Annotated in this window: 16 protein-coding genes; 14 read left to right on the plus strand and 2 right to left on the minus strand. The window is 69.8% G+C overall.

The window, feature by feature from the left end; translation table 11 throughout:
* Positions 1-29 precede the first annotated feature (29 nt).
* From ASF57_RS07445 to greA, 4 genes are all read left to right on the plus strand, one after another.
* Entirely contained in the window at positions 30-1,031 is a 1,002-nt protein-coding gene (locus tag ASF57_RS07445) for a cell wall hydrolase (RefSeq protein WP_056481591.1), read from the plus strand.
* Positions 1,032-1,223: 192 nt separating this feature from the next.
* The gene (locus ASF57_RS07450) at positions 1,224-1,811 is read left to right on the plus strand and encodes a hypothetical protein (RefSeq protein WP_056481594.1); all 588 of its coding nucleotides are present in this window, start codon (positions 1,224-1,226) and stop codon (positions 1,809-1,811) included.
* A 101-nt stretch (positions 1,812-1,912) separates the two neighbouring features.
* Entirely contained in the window at positions 1,913-2,899 is a 987-nt protein-coding gene (locus tag ASF57_RS07455; protein WP_056481597.1) for an MDR family oxidoreductase, read from the plus strand.
* 60 nt (positions 2,900-2,959) lie between these two features.
* Complete coding sequence (gene greA, locus ASF57_RS07460; protein ID WP_056481600.1) at positions 2,960-3,421, plus strand: transcription elongation factor GreA; 462 nt, start codon at positions 2,960-2,962, stop codon at positions 3,419-3,421.
* 145 nt (positions 3,422-3,566) lie between these two features.
* Here the strand turns inward: greA and ASF57_RS07465 are convergent, their stop codons facing one another.
* Positions 3,567-4,559 (minus strand): L-threonylcarbamoyladenylate synthase, encoded by a 993-nt coding sequence (locus ASF57_RS07465; protein ID WP_056482682.1) that lies wholly within the window; start codon positions 4,557-4,559, stop codon positions 3,567-3,569.
* Between the two features lie 183 nt (positions 4,560-4,742).
* On the opposite strand from ASF57_RS07465, the gene ASF57_RS07470 reads away from it, so the two are divergent.
* The 9 genes from ASF57_RS07470 (at position 4,743) to ASF57_RS07510 (ending at position 13,278) form a co-directional block, all read left to right on the plus strand.
* The gene (locus tag ASF57_RS07470) at positions 4,743-6,506 is read left to right on the plus strand and encodes an acyl-CoA dehydrogenase (protein ID WP_056481604.1); all 1,764 of its coding nucleotides are present in this window, start codon (positions 4,743-4,745) and stop codon (positions 6,504-6,506) included.
* Positions 6,507-6,618: 112 nt separating this feature from the next.
* Complete coding sequence (locus ASF57_RS07475) at positions 6,619-7,377, plus strand: enoyl-CoA hydratase-related protein (RefSeq protein WP_056481607.1); 759 nt, start codon at positions 6,619-6,621, stop codon at positions 7,375-7,377.
* Positions 7,374-8,231 carry an SDR family NAD(P)-dependent oxidoreductase gene (locus ASF57_RS07480; protein ID WP_082503759.1) on the plus strand — a complete coding sequence of 286 codons (858 nt, stop codon included), beginning with the start codon at positions 7,374-7,376 and terminating at the stop codon, positions 8,229-8,231. The genes ASF57_RS07475 and ASF57_RS07480 overlap by 4 nt, the downstream gene beginning before the upstream one ends.
* A gap of 3 nt (positions 8,232-8,234) precedes the next feature.
* Entirely contained in the window at positions 8,235-9,095 is an 861-nt protein-coding gene (locus ASF57_RS07485) for an NAD(P)-dependent oxidoreductase (protein WP_056190374.1), read from the plus strand.
* Between the two features lie 10 nt (positions 9,096-9,105).
* The gene (locus tag ASF57_RS07490) at positions 9,106-10,110 is read left to right on the plus strand and encodes a magnesium transporter CorA family protein (protein ID WP_056190372.1); all 1,005 of its coding nucleotides are present in this window, start codon (positions 9,106-9,108) and stop codon (positions 10,108-10,110) included.
* 93 nt (positions 10,111-10,203) lie between these two features.
* Positions 10,204-11,892, plus strand: coding sequence for a methyl-accepting chemotaxis protein (locus tag ASF57_RS07495; protein ID WP_056481610.1), 1,689 nt, complete (start codon positions 10,204-10,206; stop codon positions 11,890-11,892).
* Between the two features lie 71 nt (positions 11,893-11,963).
* The gene (locus ASF57_RS07500) at positions 11,964-12,728 is read left to right on the plus strand and encodes an SOS response-associated peptidase (protein WP_056481613.1); all 765 of its coding nucleotides are present in this window, start codon (positions 11,964-11,966) and stop codon (positions 12,726-12,728) included.
* Between the two features lie 119 nt (positions 12,729-12,847).
* Positions 12,848-13,051, plus strand: coding sequence for a hypothetical protein (locus tag ASF57_RS07505; RefSeq protein ID WP_056190366.1), 204 nt, complete (start codon positions 12,848-12,850; stop codon positions 13,049-13,051).
* A gap of 11 nt (positions 13,052-13,062) precedes the next feature.
* The gene (locus tag ASF57_RS07510; protein WP_056190364.1) at positions 13,063-13,278 is read left to right on the plus strand and encodes an alkylphosphonate utilization protein; all 216 of its coding nucleotides are present in this window, start codon (positions 13,063-13,065) and stop codon (positions 13,276-13,278) included.
* Between the two features lie 95 nt (positions 13,279-13,373).
* Here ASF57_RS07510 and ASF57_RS07515 read toward each other — a convergent pair whose 3' ends face one another.
* Positions 13,374-13,628, minus strand: coding sequence for a hypothetical protein (locus ASF57_RS07515; RefSeq protein ID WP_056190362.1), 255 nt, complete (start codon positions 13,626-13,628; stop codon positions 13,374-13,376).
* Positions 13,629-13,975: 347 nt separating this feature from the next.
* Here ASF57_RS07515 and ASF57_RS07520 point away from each other — a divergent pair, with 347 nt between their 5' ends.
* Positions 13,976-15,784: an adenine deaminase C-terminal domain-containing protein gene (locus ASF57_RS07520; RefSeq protein ID WP_056190360.1), complete on the plus strand. Its 1,809-nt coding sequence runs from the start codon at positions 13,976-13,978 to the stop codon at positions 15,782-15,784.
* The last annotated feature ends 148 nt before the right edge of the window (positions 15,785-15,932 follow it).

Genomic DNA, 15,932 nt, shown 5'->3' on the forward strand with positions numbered 1-15,932 from the left:
CGTCGCATCTTCGCTGGCTGAGTGCCGCGATGACCCCGTGGGCGGCCGGCGTCGGCTTGCTGGTGTCCTTCACGGCAACGGCCGGCACCGACATGGCGCCTGGCATCGCGGGCTCTCTCGCGCCAAGCGCCCGGCTTCTTGCCACTGCATCACCGGGCGCACGCCTCTCCGGGACGGAGACCCGCACGCATCCGGCACGGCGGACGGTGAGCAGAGCAACCTTCGATCGCCCTGGCGAAACCGACAGCGAAGCGATTCTGGTTCGGGCCAGTCTGACCGAGATGAGTGGGGGATTGCTGCCGCCAGGCAACGCGGGACCGAGCCTAGACGTCGATGCGGGCTTCGTGCCGACCCCGGATCTCGGACGCGTCCGGAGCACGGAGGTAGAGGGTTCGGTCGTCGTCGTCGACGATGGAGCGACTCCGGCCATTCCACGCGCCGAAGCCTTGTCGTCCACCACGCCAGCGCCTGCCGACGCAACACCGATTGAAATCGCGGCCGCGAGCCTCGTGTTCCCAGGCCTGTCACCGCGGGCTGGACAGACCGATGGTGGGACATCGATTCCGGAGACCCCACCGGACGTCGCGCGGCATCGCTACGCCGACCTGATCGGTGCCGATGCCAAAGATCGCGAGCAGCGTTGCCTCGCCGAGGCGGTGTATTTCGAAGCGCGCAGCGAATCCGAGGAAGGCCAAGCTGCGGTTGCGCAGGTAGTTCTGAACAGGGTCAAGAGCGGGCTCTATCCGGGAAACGTCTGCGGTGTGGTGTATCAGAACCGGCATCGTTACATGGGCTGCCAGTTCTCCTTCGCATGCGAGGGCAAGTCCCTACGCATCACCGACGATGGATCCTGGCAGACGGCCTCCCGCATCGCGAGCGCGGTGATCGACGGCCGCACTTACTTGGATGAGGTCGGCGGAGCGACCCATTACCATGCCGATTACGTAAGACCCGGCTGGTCGCGTCGCTTGAAGAAAATGGACGTCATCGGGCGGCATATTTTTTACCAGCTGAAGCGCGGACAAACCTGAAACTCGGTATTGTTCCGGGGCGTTTAACAGAAGCGGGGAAACACCTAAGTAGTCCTAAGCTTGGGTTAATTTTACCTTGAGTCTCGATAGAGCTTGATCGGACGGCAACTTGGCGGCCTCTGGGACGTCGAGAGGCGCGCGGACTCCGCGCACCAGCCCGTCCCGTAGAGCGTTTCGCGCCGAGGTACCCCCATGACCACGCCGGTCGCCCCCCGCCTTCTTCTCGCTGCCCTCGCGGGCGCCGTCGTGACCATCTCGTCGGCCCAGGCCGGCGGCTGCGGCGGGGCCGAATGTTACCGCCACGTCAACACGCCTCCGGTCTATGGTGCCGTGTCCGAGCGGGTCCTGGTGCGGCCTGCCGAAACGATCTATCGCACGATCCCGCCGGTCTATGAGACCGTCTCTGAACGGGTCGTCGTCGCGCCGGGCGGCCGCGTCTGGCAGACTCGCCGCGATGCCTATGGCGAGTTGATCGGCTGCTGGGTCGACGTCCCGCCCCAGTACGCCGTGCGCCGCCGACGCATTCTGGTACAGCCCGCCCAAACCGTTCCGGAGACGATCCCGCCGGAATACGCCAGTGTCCGGCGCCGCGTCCTGGTCCAACCGGCACGGTCGGGCTGGGTGCCGGCGAATTACGGCCAGGGCGGCTATCCGGGCACCTACGGCCCCAGCCTCGCCGTCGGTTCCATTCCGGACGCTTTCGGCATCACTGGAGCCAGTTCGGCGGATGTCGGCGTCGGTCTCGGCTTCTCCTCCGGCAGCATCTACGACGGCTATTGAGCGGGCGGCCATCACACGCGCCTCTGACGGCGGACACGCTCGGCGGCGCTTGATTCGGACAGGTGCCGCCACACCTCTGATAGAGGAAGCGGAGATACGCGATGGGTCACTTCAAGGCTTGGGTCGTCGAGAAGACGGAAACGGGCCAGTCCCTAACCTTCAAGGACTTCGACGAGGCCGACCTCATGGACGGCGACGTCACGGTGCGGGTCACCCATTCAACGGTGAACTACAAGGACGGCTTGGCAATGACCGGCCGCTCACCCGTCGTCCGGCGCTTTCCGATGATTCCCGGCATCGATTTCGCCGGCATCGTCGAGCACTCCGACCATGGCGACTATAAGCCGGGCGATGCCGTGGTGCTCACCGGCTGGGGCGTCGGTGAGAGTCATCTGGGGGCCTATGCGCAGCGGGCCAGGGTGAAGGGCGACTGGTTGGTGCCGCTGCCGGCGGGACTCAGTCCGGCTCAGGCGATGGCGATCGGCACGGCGGGCTACACCGCGATGCTCTGCCTGATGGCTCTCGACCACCAGGGGGTGACGCCGGACCAGGGGCCGGCGCTGGTGACCGGCGCATCCGGCGGTGTCGGATCGGTGGCGGTGGCACTGATGGCCCGGGCCGGATGGCATGTGATCGCCTCGACAGGGCGCGATGCGGAAGGCGAATACTTGCGCGGGTTGGGCGCATCCGAAGTGCTCGATCGCGCCGAGCTGTCCAAACCGGGCAAACCGTTGGCCAAGGAGCGTTGGGCGGCCGCCATCGATGCAGTTGGATCGACGACGCTGGCCAATGTTCTGGCCAGCACGAAGGCGGATGGCGCGGTAGCCGCCTGCGGACTGGCGCAGGGCATGGATCTCCCGACTTCCGTGGCACCGTTTATTTTGCGCGGCGTCTCGTTGCTCGGGATCAACAGCGTGACCACGCCCCAGCCGAAACGTCGCGAAGCCTGGGCGCGGCTGGCGCGCGAACTCGATCACGATAAGCTCGCGGCGATGACCCAGACGGTGCCGCTGCCCGGCGTCGACACCCTGGCGGAGGCCATACTGGAGGGGCGGGTGCGGGGGCGGACGGTGGTGGAGATCGCCTGAGTATACCAGGAACGTCGTGTCGAGGTCGCGCGTTTTTGCACGCACAAGTCACGGAATACCATGAGCCAAGCATTTGTACGTGAGCGCGAGGGCGGCGAAGCCTTCGAGGATCTCCCCGACCGCCCGATCTCGCCGCATCCGAATTTCGTAACCCCGGACGGCTTGGCCCAGATCGAGGCCGAAGTGGCGCGATTGCAGGCCGAATTCTCGGCGCTGGAGCCGGGGGCCAAGGCCGACGAGGCGCGGGTGACCCGCGACCTGCATTACTGGACGGCACGGCTCGGGACGGCCCAGCTTGTCGAAGGGGAGACAGGGGAGGGCGCCCGCTTCGGGTCGACCGTGACGATCCTCCGCGAGGACGATAGCCGCCAGACCTTCCGGATCGTCGGCGAGGATGAGGCCGACCCGGCCAAGGGTTCGATCTCCTACGTTTCCCCGATGGCGCGGGCCCTGACCGGCAAGACGGTCGGCGACGTCGTCGAGGTCAACGGGCACGAGGCCGAGATCACCGAAATCGCCTGACGCTGTCTTCGCGCAAACCGCGCAAGAAAAAAGGCTCGGATTGCTCCGAGCCCTAGAAGGAAAAAGGCCATTGGGGGCTGAACTGGCCTTCGTGTTGGATCAACACCCGGCCGCCCTCGCGGTTCCCGATGATTTTGAAAAAACTTCAGCGCGGGGCGGCAGCCCGGCGGAGCCGGTCGTTGATCGCCTCACCGAGACCCGTTTCGGCGATCGCCGCGACCGCGATGGTGTCCGCTCCGACGCCATCGAGCTGGCGCAAGGCCGAGAACAGGTGCGCCGCGGCTTCGGCCAGATCGCCGGTCGGACTGAGATTGATGCGGGCCCGCGCCCGGTCGGCGCCCGGTACGGGGTCCGGCCCGAACAGCAGCACCGCCTCGTCCGGCGCCACCTCGGTCGCGTCGAGGCGCACGCGGGCGCGCGGGGCGTAATGTGAGGCGAGAAGGCCGGGGCCGACCGGGTGGGCCGCATCCCCGGCCGCCAGTCCGGCGAAGTCGAATCCGAGATGCGCCACCAGGGCGGCCCGGGTGATGCCGCCGGGGCGCAGCAGGCGCGGTGTTCCGCCAAGGCACGCCACCACGGTGGACTCGACCCCGACCAAGCTCCGCCCGCCATCGACCAGGGCGGCGATCCGGCCGTCGAGATCTCCCAGCACGTGGCCGGCATCGGTCGGGCTCACGCGCCCGGAGCGATTTGCCGAAGGCGCGGCGACGGGGCGACCGACGGCCCGGAGGAGATTGCGGGCGACGGGGTGCGCCGGCACCCGCAGGGCGACGCTCGGCAGCCCGGCGCGGGCGAGATCGCAGACCCGGCAGGTGGGCGAGGCCGGAACGACCAAGGTCAGGGGGCCGGGCCAGAACGCCTCGGCGAGGCGTCGGGCATCGGCGTCGAAGATCCCCTCGGGAAGGGCTGCGTCGAGATCGGACAGGTGCGCGATCAGGGGATTGAAGCGCGGGCGCTCCTTGGCGGCGTAGATCCGCGCCACCGCCGCCGGATCGCCGGCATCGGCACCGAGCCCGTAGACGGTCTCGGTGGGGAAGGCGACGAGCCGGCCCGCGCGCAGGATCGCGGCGGCCTCGGCAACGCCCGCGGCATCGTCGCGAAGGCGACGGGTCGGCTCGGACGTGGCATCGGCGCCGATCGAGCCTTCGGGGATCGAGCCTTCGGGGATTGACCGCAGATCGTTCATATCTAAACTATCTTCGCTGTCGGGCGCGCGGTCCGGCCGGATTCGGGATTCGACCGGGCCTAGCGCCGGGTCGGGCCATGCGTCAAACACGGGGCGACACGCGTCGCTCTCAACCAAGGCGCGGGAGGAAACATCATGACGTATCGCGCCCCCGTCGCCGATATGCTGTTCAGCCTGCGCCACGTGGCCGGGCTCGAGGCGGCTCTGGCGTCCGGCCTTCATGGCGATCTCGCCGTCGCGGATGCCGAGGCGATCCTGAGCGAGGCCGGCAAGGTCGCGGAATCGCTGATCGCCCCCCTGAACCGGATCGGAGACCGCCACGGCACGCCGCTGAACGACGGCGCCATCACCACGCCGCCCGGCTGGCGCGAGGCCTACCAGACCTGGATCGCCGGCGGCTGGAACGGCCTGAGCGCCGACCCGGACCACGGCGGGCAGGGCCTGCCACTGGTGCTCAATGCCGCCTGCAACGAGATGTGGAACGCGGCCAGCATCGCCTTCGGCCTATGTCCGCTGCTCACGGCCGGTGGCATCGAGGCCCTGGCGCAGCACGGCTCGGACGATCTGAAGACCCGCTACCTCGACAAGCTGGTCTCGGGCGAGTGGACCGCCACCATGAACCTCACCGAGCCGCAGGCCGGCTCGGACCTCGCGCTCTTGCGCAGCCGCGCCGAGCCCACCGGTGACGGACGCTATCGGATCGTCGGCGCCAAGATCTACATCACTTATGGCGAGCACGACCTGACCGACAACATCGTCCACCTCGTCCTGGCGCGCCTGAAGGATGCGCCGGCGGGTACGCGCGGCATCTCGTTGTTCCTGGTGCCGAAGGTCCTGCCGGACGGCAGCCGCAACGACCTGCGCTGCTCCGGCATCGAGCACAAGCTCGGCATCCACGGCTCGCCGACCTGCTCGATGGCCTTCGGCGACAACGGTGGCGCCATCGGCTGGCTGATCGGCGAGGAGAATCGCGGCCTCGCCTGCATGTTCACGATGATGAACTCGGCTCGCCTCAATGTCGGCCTCCAGGGCGTCGGCATCGCCGAGCGGGCCTACCAGCAGGCGCTGGGCTATGCCCGCGACCGGCGTCAGGGCAGGGCGCCCGGCGCTCCCGAGACCAGCCCCATCGTCGACCATTCCGACGTGCAGCGCATGCTGCTGACCATGAAGGCTTTCACCCAGGCCGCGCGCGGCATCTGCTACCTCACGGCCGCGGCCCTCGATGCCGCGCAGGGCCCGGAAGGGCAGGGGGCACATGACCGCGCCTCGCTGCTCACGCCGGTCGCCAAGGCCTTCTCCACCGACATCGCCAACGAGGTCACGTCGCTCGGGGTCCAGGTCCATGGCGGGATGGGCTTCGTCGAGGAGACCGGCGCCGCCCAGCACATGCGCGATGCCCGCATCCTCGGCATCTACGAGGGCACCAACGGTATCCAGGCCATCGACCTCGTCGCGCGCAAGCTGCCGCTCAATGGCGGCGCCACGGTGCGGGCGCAGATCGCCCGTTTGCGCCAAACCGCCGAGGGCTTCCTCAAGGCTCCGGATCCGGCCTTCGGCAGCCTCGGCGCCCGGCTGCGGGCCGGGATCGAGAGCCTGGACCGGGCGACGAGCTTCCAGCTCAAGGCCCTTGCGTCGAACCGGCCCGAGACGGCGCTGGCGGGCGCGACGCCGTACCTGCGCCTGTTCGGCCTGGTGCAGGGGGGGGCCTGCCTCGGTCGTCAGGCGCTCGCCGCCAACGCCGCCCGGAAGGCGGGGGACACCGATCCCGCCCATGCGGGCCGGATCGCGCTGGCCCGCTTCTTCGCCGACAACCTGCTGACCGCTGCCGGCGGCCTGGAAGAGAGCGTCATCGCCGGCGGTCGCTTCACCGAGGATGCCGGTCTCGCCCTGGCGAGCTGATCGGCGCGGCGACCGGGGCACCGATTCTCAAGACGGCGCAGAGACCCATCCACGCACCTCCGTTCCGTGACGAAACGGGGGTGCACACGCAGCGACGGCATCCGGGGGCAGCATGAGCGAGCACATCGCGATCGAGGATACGGCCGATGGCGTCCGCCTGATCCGGATCGACCGTCCGGAGAAGAAGAACGCGCTGACCGGCGCGATGTACGACACCATGCGGGAGGCTTTGGCCGGGGCCGACGCGACCGATGCGATCGGGGCCGTGGTCTTCGCCGGTGCGTCCGGGGCGTTCAGCGCGGGCAACGATCTCGCGGATTTCGTCGCCGGGGCGGGCAAGCCGTTCGGCGAGGCGCCGGCACTGCAGTTCATCCGCCAGCTCGCCCGCACCCGCACGCCGATGATCGCGGCGGTGGACGGGATCGCGGTGGGGATCGGCACGACCCTCACCCTGCATTGCGACCTCGTCTATGCCAGCCCGGCATCCCGCTTCCGCATGCCGTTCGTGGAACTCGGCCTCGTGCCGGAGGCGGCGTCGAGCTACCTGCTGCCGCGCCGGGTCGGCCTGCTCAAGGCCACCGAGATGCTGCTGCTGAGCCAGCCCTTCGACGCGGACGAGGCGCTCGGCCTCGGGCTGGTCAACGGGGTGATGCCGGCCGGGCTGCTGCTGGAGCACGCCCGGGCGCAGGGTGCGCGCCTCGCCGGGCTGCCGCGCGGGGCGGTGGCGGCGACGCGAGCCCTGATCCGGGGCGATCAGGCCGCCCTGGAAGCGGCCCTGGAGGCCGAGGCCGTCGCCTTCGAGGAGCGCCTGCGCTCGCCGGAGGCCCAGGCGGCCTTCATGCGTTTCCTCGGCCGGGTCAAGCCGGCGTGAGCCGGATTCCGGATCTTCGTGGAAAGGTCTGTCTCGTCGCCGGAGCCTCGCGCGGGGTCGGGCGCGGGCTGGCGCGCGGTCTCGGTGAGGCCGGCGCCACCGTCATCGTCACCGCCCGGTCGAGCGAGACGGGTCCGCGCACCGAGGGGCGGCCCGAGACCATCGAGGACACCGCCCGGGTGGTCGATGCCGCCGGGGGCGAGGGCCACCACTACCTCTGCGACCATACCAGCGAGCGCGCCGTCGATACCCTGGTCCATTGGACTCTGCGCCGGTTCGGCCGCATCGACGTGGCGGTATCCAGCGTCTGGGGCGGCAACGAGGGCTATGACGGCGAGCGCTACGGCGACGGCGCCGCCTGGGGCACGCCGTTCTGGCGCCGCTCGGCCGAGCCGCTGTCGGATTTCTTCGGCAGCGGCCCCTATCCGGCCCTGCTGCTGGCCCGCGCGGTCGCCCCCGCCATGGTCTCGGCCGGGGACGGCCTGCTGGCCTTCGTCTCCTTCGACACCGAGCCCGCCTATCTCGGCGACATCTTCTACGATCTCACCAAGGCGACCACGAATCGCCTGGCTTTCGCCTGCGCCCAGGAACTGGCGCCGCACGGAGTCACGGCTCTCGGCCTGTCCCCCGGCTTCGTGCGGACCGAGCGGGCCGTCGACATCGGACATGCCGACCGGGCGACGGAGAGCCCACTCTATGCCGGCCGGGCGCTCGCGGCCCTGGCGGCCGACCCGGCGATCGCCGCCCGGGCCGGGCGCATCCTCCATGCGGGCGATCTCGCCGCCGAATATGGCTTCACCGACGCGGACGGCACGCAGCCGGCCCGGTTCCAGATCCACGCCGAGGAGACCTGAAACATGCGTGATTCGCTGCAGGGCAAAACCCTGTTCATCACCGGAGCCTCACGCGGCATCGGCCTCGCCATCGCCCTGCGGGCGGCCCGCGACGGCGCCAACATCGCCATCGCGGCCAAGACCGATGCGCCGCATCCGAAGCTGGAGGGCACCATCCACACGGCGGCCGCCGCCATCGAGGCCGCCGGCGGCCACGCCCTGCCGCTGCTGGTCGATGTCCGCGACGAGGACAGCGTCGCCTCCGCGATCGCGATGACCGCCGAGACCTTCGGCGGCATCGACATCGTGGTGAACAACGCCAGCGCGATCGCCCTGACCCGCACGCCGCAGACGGAGATGAAGCGCTTCGACCTGATGCACGGCGTCAACACGCGCGGCACCTACATGGTCAGCAAATACGCGATTCCCCACCTCGCCAAGGCGGAGAACCCGCACATCGTCATGCTGTCGCCGCCCCTCGACATGGCCGAGAAGTGGTTCGCGCCGCACCTCGCCTACTCGATCGCCAAGTACGGCATGTCGCTCTGCGTCCTCGGCCTCGCGGGCGAACTCCGGCGCCAGGGCATCGCCGTCAACGCCCTGTGGCCGCGCACCACCATCGCCACCGCCGCAGTGCAGAACCTGCTCGGCGGCGACGCGCTGATGCAGGCGAGCCGGACGCCCGAGATCCTGGCCGATGCGGCGCACGCGCTGTTCCGCCTGCCCGCCCGCGCGGTGACCGGCCGTTTCCTCATCGACGACAGCTTCCTGGCGGAGCAGGGTGTCACGGACTTTTCAAAATACCGGGTCACACCCGGCATTCCTCTTGCGCCGGACTTCTTCGTGCCGGATGCGAGCACACCGCCTCCCGGGGCCTTCGCCTGAGACATCCCGCGTGATCTTCATCCACCAGCCGGTCGCCGGCGCCGGGCAGACCCTGCTCGAGCGCCGTTCCCTCGAATTGCAGGAGCCGATTCCCGACGACACCGTCTGGCTCGACATGGTGCGGCCGAGCCGCGAGGAAGACCTGAAGGTCGAGGTCTTCATGGGCATCTCGGTGCCGACCCGCGAGGAGATGAAGGACATCGAGCCCTCCGAACTCCTCTACGTCGAGGACGGGGCGCGCTACATGACCGGCCGGGTGCTGAGCAAGGTCAGTGAATCCGAGGAGCCGGGCCTGGCCGGCATCACCTTCATCCTGCGCGGCAACCGCCTCGTCACGGTGCGCTACGAGGAGCCGCAGGCCTTCCGGATGTACACCCAGCGGGCCGGCCGCTCCACCGGCAACGGCCCCTCCGCCGTGCCCTCGGGCGAGACCATCCTGGCCGGACTGATCGAGACGGTGATCGACCGGGCGGCGGACGTGCTCCAGCTCCAGGGCGAGCGCATCGACCGGCTTTCCGGCAAGATCTTCGAGGAGAAGGAGGACCCGAGCGCCCGCAACACCGCACTCCAGGACACGCTGCGCGCGCTCGGCCGCCACGGCGACCTGATCTCCAAGCAGCGCGAGAGCCTCGTCTCGATGGAGCGCATCCTGCTCTCCTTGTCGGCGACCTACCGCACCGCCAAGGCGCCGCGCGAATTGCGCGAGGATGTGCGCTCGACCCTGCGCGACCTGCAGTCGCTGGAGGAGCACGCCACCTTCCTGTCCTCGAAGATCCAGTTCCTCCTCGACGCCACCCTGGGCCTCGTGAACCTGGAACAGAACAACATCATCAAGCTGTTCTCGGTGATGGCGGTGGTGTTCATGCCGCCGACCCTCATCGCGTCGATCTACGGCATGAACTTCAAGATGATGCCCGAACTCGACTGGGGGTTCGGCTACCCGATGGCGGTGGTCATGATGGTTGTGGCGGCGGTGCTGCCGTACGTGTTCTTCCGCTGGAAGAAATGGCTCTAGCGAGTATTCGATGCATCCCGTTAAGAATGCTGAGGCAGTCTCGCATCATTCGGCGTGACCCACGGACGGAGTTGCGCCACTGGGGCGACGTCCATGACCTTGAAGACCACAACCATCCGAACCCGGTTGGTTGCCAGCTTTACGATCGTCACGCTGTTCATCTTAACAATTGGCTGGATCGGCCTGTCCGGGGTCGACCGGATGAACAAACTGCTGACGGCGGTCCACACCAACTGGCTGCCGAGCGTGCAGATGAGCGGCCGGATCGACACCGCGCTGGCCCGCTACACCACCAGCCTGTTGCGGGCGACGCAGACCTCGGATGGCGGCGACCTCGCCAAGATCGAGGGCGACATGGCCAAGCGGCGTGAGCAGGTCGCCACCCTGTCCAGGTCGCTTGAGCCGCTGATCAGCTCGGAAGCGGAGCGCACCCACGTCGAGGCCTTCCGGCGCGAGGTCGCGAGCTTCTTCACCGCCGCCGACCGGATTCTCGCCGTCGCCCGCTCCGGCGGCCAGGGCGACGCCTATCGGCTCTACCTGTCGGACGGGGTCGAGCCGCGCCGGCGCGCCTCGACGGCCCTGGAGAAGGTCATCGAACTCAACGATGTCGGCGCGGCGCGGGCCGAGGCGGATGGCCGGGCCGTCACGGCGCAGACCGAGGCGGTCGCACTCGGCGCCCTGGCGCTGGCGGTGGCGCTGGCGATCCTGCTCGCCGTGCTGATCATCCGCAGCATCGCGCGCGGCATCGACTCTGTGGTTCGGCCCATGACCGGTCTGACCGCGGGCGACCTCACCGTATCCATCCCGCACCAGGGCACCGGGACCGAGATCGGCCGCATCGCCGACGCGGTCCAGGTCTTCAAGGACAGCCTGATCCGGATGAAGCGCCTGGAAGAGGAGACGGCCCTGGCCCGCGCCGGTGCCGAGGCCCAGCGCCGGCAGGCGATGCACGAGATGGCCGACGGGTTCGAACGCGCGGTCGGCGGCATCGTCGGCTCGGTCGGCCACGCGGCCGGGGAATTACAGGCGACCGCCCAGGCCATGAGCGGCACCGCCACCCAGACCGCGAGCCAGTCCGTCTCGGTGGCGGCGGCGGCCGAAGAAGCCGCCTCCCATGTCGAGACGGTGGCGGCCGCCGCCGAGGAACTCGGCTCGTCGGTCCAGGAGATCGGGCGCCAGGTCCAGGGCTCGGCCGAACTCGCCGGCGCGGCCGTGCGCGAGGCGAGCACCACCGCCGGACTGGTGCAGGAACTCAGCGGCGCCACCGCCCGCATCGGCGACGTGGTCAAGCTGATCTCCGACATCGCCGGGCAGACCAACCTGCTGGCCCTGAACGCCACCATCGAGGCGGCCCGCGCCGGAGAGGCCGGCCGAGGATTCGCCGTGGTGGCGACCGAGGTCAAGGAACTGGCCGGGCAGACGGCACGGGCCACCGACGAGATCGGCACCCAGATCGCCCGCATCCAGGGCGCGACGGCGGAGAGCGTGCGCGCCATCGCGGCGATCCGGGACCGGATCGACGAGATCAGCACTGTCGCCACTACCATCGCGGCCGCGGTCGAGGAGCAGGGCGCGGCCACCCAGGAGATCGTGCGCAACGTCGCCGAGGCGGCAACCGGCACGGGCGAGGTCACGGCCAACATCGCGGGCGTGGCGGGTGCGGCCGAGGAGACCGGCGCGGCGGCGAGTCAGGTCCTGGCTTCGGCCTCGGCGCTGTCGCGCCAGTCGGAGCATCTCGGCCAGGAGGTCAGCCGCTTTCTCGCGAGCGTACGCGCCGCCTGAATCCGGCCGGGACCCGGGGACAGCCGGTCCCGGCCCTTGCCCATCGGCGCCGGATTGGGGATCGTCCGCCGATGTGTGGACGCTTCTTCATCGCCCAGGCCCCCGAGATCTTCCGGGCCTTCTACGGTTACCCGGAGGTGCCGAACTTCCCGCCCCGCTACAACGTGGCGCCGACCCAGCCCGTGCCGGTGGTTCTGTCGGAAGCCGGGCGCCGACAGTTCCGGCTGGTGCGCTGGGGCCTGTGGCCGAGTTGGGTCAAGGACCCGAAGGCCTTCCCCCTCGTCATCAACGCGCGGGTCGAGACCTTGGGCGAGAAGCCGACCTTCCGGGGCGCTCTGCGCCACCGCCGCTGCGTGTTTCTGGCCGACGGATTCTACGAGTGGCGCCGCGAGGGCACCGGCAAGTCCGCGACCAAGACGCCTTTCATGATCCGCCGGGCCGACAATGCGCCGATGGCGCTCGCGGGCGTGTGGGAGAACTGGCTCTGCGCCGACGGGTCCGAGGTCGATACCGCCGCCATCGTCACCACGGGTGCCAACGGCACGATGGCGGCGGTGCACGATCGGATGCCCGCGATCCTGGCGCCGGAGCAGGTCGAACACTGGCTCGACAGCCGCGGCGTCGAACCGGATGCGGCCGTGCGCCTGTGCCGGCCCTGCCCGGACGACTGGCTGACCCTCGACCCGGTCAGCCCCCGCGTCAACAACGCCCGGATCGACGAACCGGACCTGATCGTGCCGCTCGCCTCACCCCATCCCGGCAATCCCGAGCGCGGGCGGCCGCCGGCCGAGCAGCCGCGCTCCAGCGACGAGGATGCGCAGGGCGCGCTGTTCTGAATCGGATGCGCGGCCCATCGCCCGCCGGGGCGGCCGGGTGGGGCCAGCCATTGCGTCCGGGCCGCAAAGGCCGCATCGCTCATCGGATTCGCGGAATCAGCGGAACAGGTGGGGACAGCATGACGCCGGACGAGATCGAAACCCTGAACCGGGCCCGGGACAGCCTGGCCCGCCAGCGCGGTGCCCTCGCCAAGCGCATCGGCGCCAGCGACGTCGCGGCCCCCTCGGCCGCGGAGGACCTGACTCGCATCCTGCTGGCGATCGAAGCGGTGGACCGTGCGCTGGTCGATGCCGGCCGGCCCTACACGCCGCCCGAGCACTGACGGCGCCGGACATGGACGACACCAAGGACGCCAACGGCACCAAGCTGGCGGACGGCGATTCCGTCACGCTGATCAAGGACCTGAAGGTGAAGGGCACGTCCACCACCCTCAAGCGCGGCACCCTGATCAAGAACATCCGCCTGACGGACGATCCGGACGAGATCGAGTGCAACGCCGACAAGGTGAAGGGTCTGGTGCTGAAGACCCAGTTCCTGAAGAAGGCCTGACGGGCTTTCGCTCAGGTTGCGGTGGGCGGTCAGCTCGACGGGTCTCGGGCGAGCCCGGGACCCGCTGAGGCGAGCGACAGGTCGAACGCCGAAAACTACTCGTCCGACGCGCTCGGCGCGCGGGCCGGGGAGCGGGTGAGGCTGCGGATGGACCGCAAGGGGCGGCCGGACTTTTCCGCGATGGCGCGGTCCTGCTCCTCGATGAGCTGGCGGGCCGGCTCATCGCCGTCGAGCCCGCCGAGGATTTCCATGGGAACGCGCCGGTTCGAGGCGCGGGACTCGTCGTCGTAGAGGACGTCGAACAGGACGGAGCCTCGCTCCTGCGGTTTCGACTTGGTACGCTTGGCCATGACGGGACGATGCTCGGACTGGAAGGCGGGTGGGGGAAAATGCCAACGGCCACGGATGGGGGCGTGGCGGGTGCGCGTACATCCGGCGTCACCCTGGCCCTGCATCGTGGCCGTCTCCGATCGAGCGACGTGGGTCGCGACCGGCCTGGGCGGTAAATGGAGTCCGAATGCGCCTTTGGCAAGGCGAGCATGGGTGGAGCGATCGGCGTCGGTGCCGGGAACTGGGGCAATCGGCGACAGGGCTCCCGCTTCGTCAGGTCCGCCCCGGCCCTGCGCTGTCCTCTGCGGAACGGGTCTGGCACGATGCGTGCGCCGCTGGCGGCCAGGACCAGAATCCGGGGGACCGCATGACCGACCCACGCCCGCTGACGCGATTCTCCGTGGCTCCCTTGAGCGCGATGACCCGACATCTCGCCGCCGTGGCCTCCGGCCGGGCCGAGCCGGATCTCGTGATCACCGGGGCGCGCCTGCTCTCGACCTATTCCGAGCGCATCCTGCCCGACCGCGAGGTCTGGATCGCCGGCGGCCGGATCGCGGCGGTGCGGCCGGCCGGAACCTACCGGGGCGCGGCAGCGCGCAGGGACGTGCGCGGCGGCCTTCTGGCGCCGGGGCTGGTCGACCCGCACCTGCACATCGAGAGCAGCATGGTCACGGCCTGTGCCTATGCCGAGGCCGCGCTTCTCAACGGCACCACCACCATCGTGTGCGACAGCCACGAGATCGGCAACGTCCTGGACAAGGACGGCATCGCCTGGATGCTGGAGGATGCCCGCCAAGCCCCCCTCAACATCTACCTGACGGTGCCCAGTACCGTCCCGGCGACCTCGCCCGAGCTGGAGACCGCCGGCGGCGACCTCGACGCCGGCAAGATCGCGGCCCTGTTCGATGCCTGGCCGGAGGCGATCGGGCTCGGCGAGAAGATGGATTTCGTCGCCGTGTGCGAGGGCGACCCACGCGCTCACGCCATCCTTCAGGCCGCGCTGGAGCGGGGCCGCCCGGTCTCGGGCCACATCTACGGGCGCGCCTTCGTGGCGGCCTATGCGGCGAGCGGCGTCACCGACACGCATGAGGCCATCGACCGGGATATTGCCGACGATCTGCTCGAGGCCGGCCTATGGATCTACCTGCGTGGCGGCCCGCCGACCACGCCCTGGCACAGCCTGCCCAAAGCCATCGGCACCATCCTGGATTACGGCGCCGCCGCCAAGCGCGTCTGCGTCTGCACCGACGACCGCGACGCGCAGGACCTCCTGGCCTACGGCCTCGACTGGGTCGTGCGCGAAGCGGTGCGGATGGGCATCCCGAAAGTGCAGGCCTGGGCGATGGGCTCGCTGCACCCCGCCACCCGCTACGGCCTCGACAGCGAGATCGGCGGCTTCGGCGGCGGCCGGCGGGCCGATCTCGTGCTCCTCGACGACGACCTCGTGCCGCAAGCGACCTGGTACGGCGGTGAATGCGTGGTCGAGAACCGCACGATCACGCCGCGGCTCGATGCGGCCCTGTCGCGGCCCTACCGCTACCCCGCTCCGGCCTACGCGACCATGCACCTGCCGGACCCGTTGCCGGCGCTGATCCCCGCGCTGCCCGGGGCGCCGTGTCGGATCAACGCGATCCGCACCACCCTGCCGGGCATCGAGCTGACCCACGAGGTCGTGGACCTCGTGCCGGGCGCCGACTGGGGCGCGACCCTGGCGCAGAACGACCTCTGCTTCGTGAGCGTGATCGAGCGCCACGGCCGCGCCGGCACGGTGGCACACGGCCTTCTGCGCGCCTTCGGCCTGAAGCGCGGCGCGGTCGCGAGCAGCGTCGGCCACGATTCGCACAATGCGATCGTCGCCGGCCTGAACGAGGCCGACATGCGCGTCGCCCTCGACGCCCTCGGCGCCATCCAGGGCGGCGTCTGCGTGGTGGAGGACGGCCGCGTCGTGGCGCTGGTGCCGCTGCCGGTCGCAGGGCTGTTGTCGGACAAGCGCGTCACCGTCGTGGCCGAGGAGGTGCGGGTGCTCAAGGCGGCCTGGGAGCGGGCAGGCTGCACCATCCCCTATATGGGCTTCAACCTGATCCCGCTCTCGGTCATCCCGGAGATCCGCATCACCGACAAGGGTCTCGTTCTGGTTCCGGCCATGCGGATCGTGCCGCTGTTCGAGGCCGCCTGAGGCGAATTTCACCGGCGAGTCCCTTGCCGGCCGGCCGTTCCGTCGGCGCGGGATCGCCGCGCGGGTGGGGGTCGCTGGCGCGAGATTGCATCGGGCAAGATTGCACCGGGCGAGATTGCATCGGGCGAGATTGCATCGGGACGGAACT

The organism is Methylobacterium sp. Leaf117, assembly GCF_001422985.1.
GTDB lineage: Bacteria > Pseudomonadota > Alphaproteobacteria > Rhizobiales > Beijerinckiaceae > Methylobacterium.

Coding starts and splice junctions, on each gene's coding strand:
- ASF57_RS07445 (WP_056481591.1), top strand. CDS start 30: ATGACCCCGTGGGCGGCCGGCGTCGGCTTGCTGGTGTCCTTCACGGCA.
- ASF57_RS07450 (WP_056481594.1), top strand. CDS start 1,224: ATGACCACGCCGGTCGCCCCCCGCCTTCTTCTCGCTGCCCTCGCGGGC.
- ASF57_RS07455 (WP_056481597.1), top strand. CDS start 1,913: ATGGGTCACTTCAAGGCTTGGGTCGTCGAGAAGACGGAAACGGGCCAG.
- greA (WP_056481600.1), top strand. CDS start 2,960: ATGAGCCAAGCATTTGTACGTGAGCGCGAGGGCGGCGAAGCCTTCGAG.
- ASF57_RS07470 (WP_056481604.1), top strand. CDS start 4,743: ATGACGTATCGCGCCCCCGTCGCCGATATGCTGTTCAGCCTGCGCCAC.
- ASF57_RS07475 (WP_056481607.1), top strand. CDS start 6,619: ATGAGCGAGCACATCGCGATCGAGGATACGGCCGATGGCGTCCGCCTG.
- ASF57_RS07485 (WP_056190374.1), top strand. CDS start 8,235: ATGCGTGATTCGCTGCAGGGCAAAACCCTGTTCATCACCGGAGCCTCA.
- ASF57_RS07495 (WP_056481610.1), top strand. CDS start 10,204: ATGACCTTGAAGACCACAACCATCCGAACCCGGTTGGTTGCCAGCTTT.
- ASF57_RS07500 (WP_056481613.1), top strand. CDS start 11,964: ATGTGTGGACGCTTCTTCATCGCCCAGGCCCCCGAGATCTTCCGGGCC.
- ASF57_RS07505 (WP_056190366.1), top strand. CDS start 12,848: ATGACGCCGGACGAGATCGAAACCCTGAACCGGGCCCGGGACAGCCTG.
- ASF57_RS07510 (WP_056190364.1), top strand. CDS start 13,063: ATGGACGACACCAAGGACGCCAACGGCACCAAGCTGGCGGACGGCGAT.
- ASF57_RS07515 (WP_056190362.1), bottom strand. CDS start 13,628: ATGGCCAAGCGTACCAAGTCGAAACCGCAGGAGCGAGGCTCCGTCCTG.
- ASF57_RS07520 (WP_056190360.1), top strand. CDS start 13,976: ATGACCGACCCACGCCCGCTGACGCGATTCTCCGTGGCTCCCTTGAGC.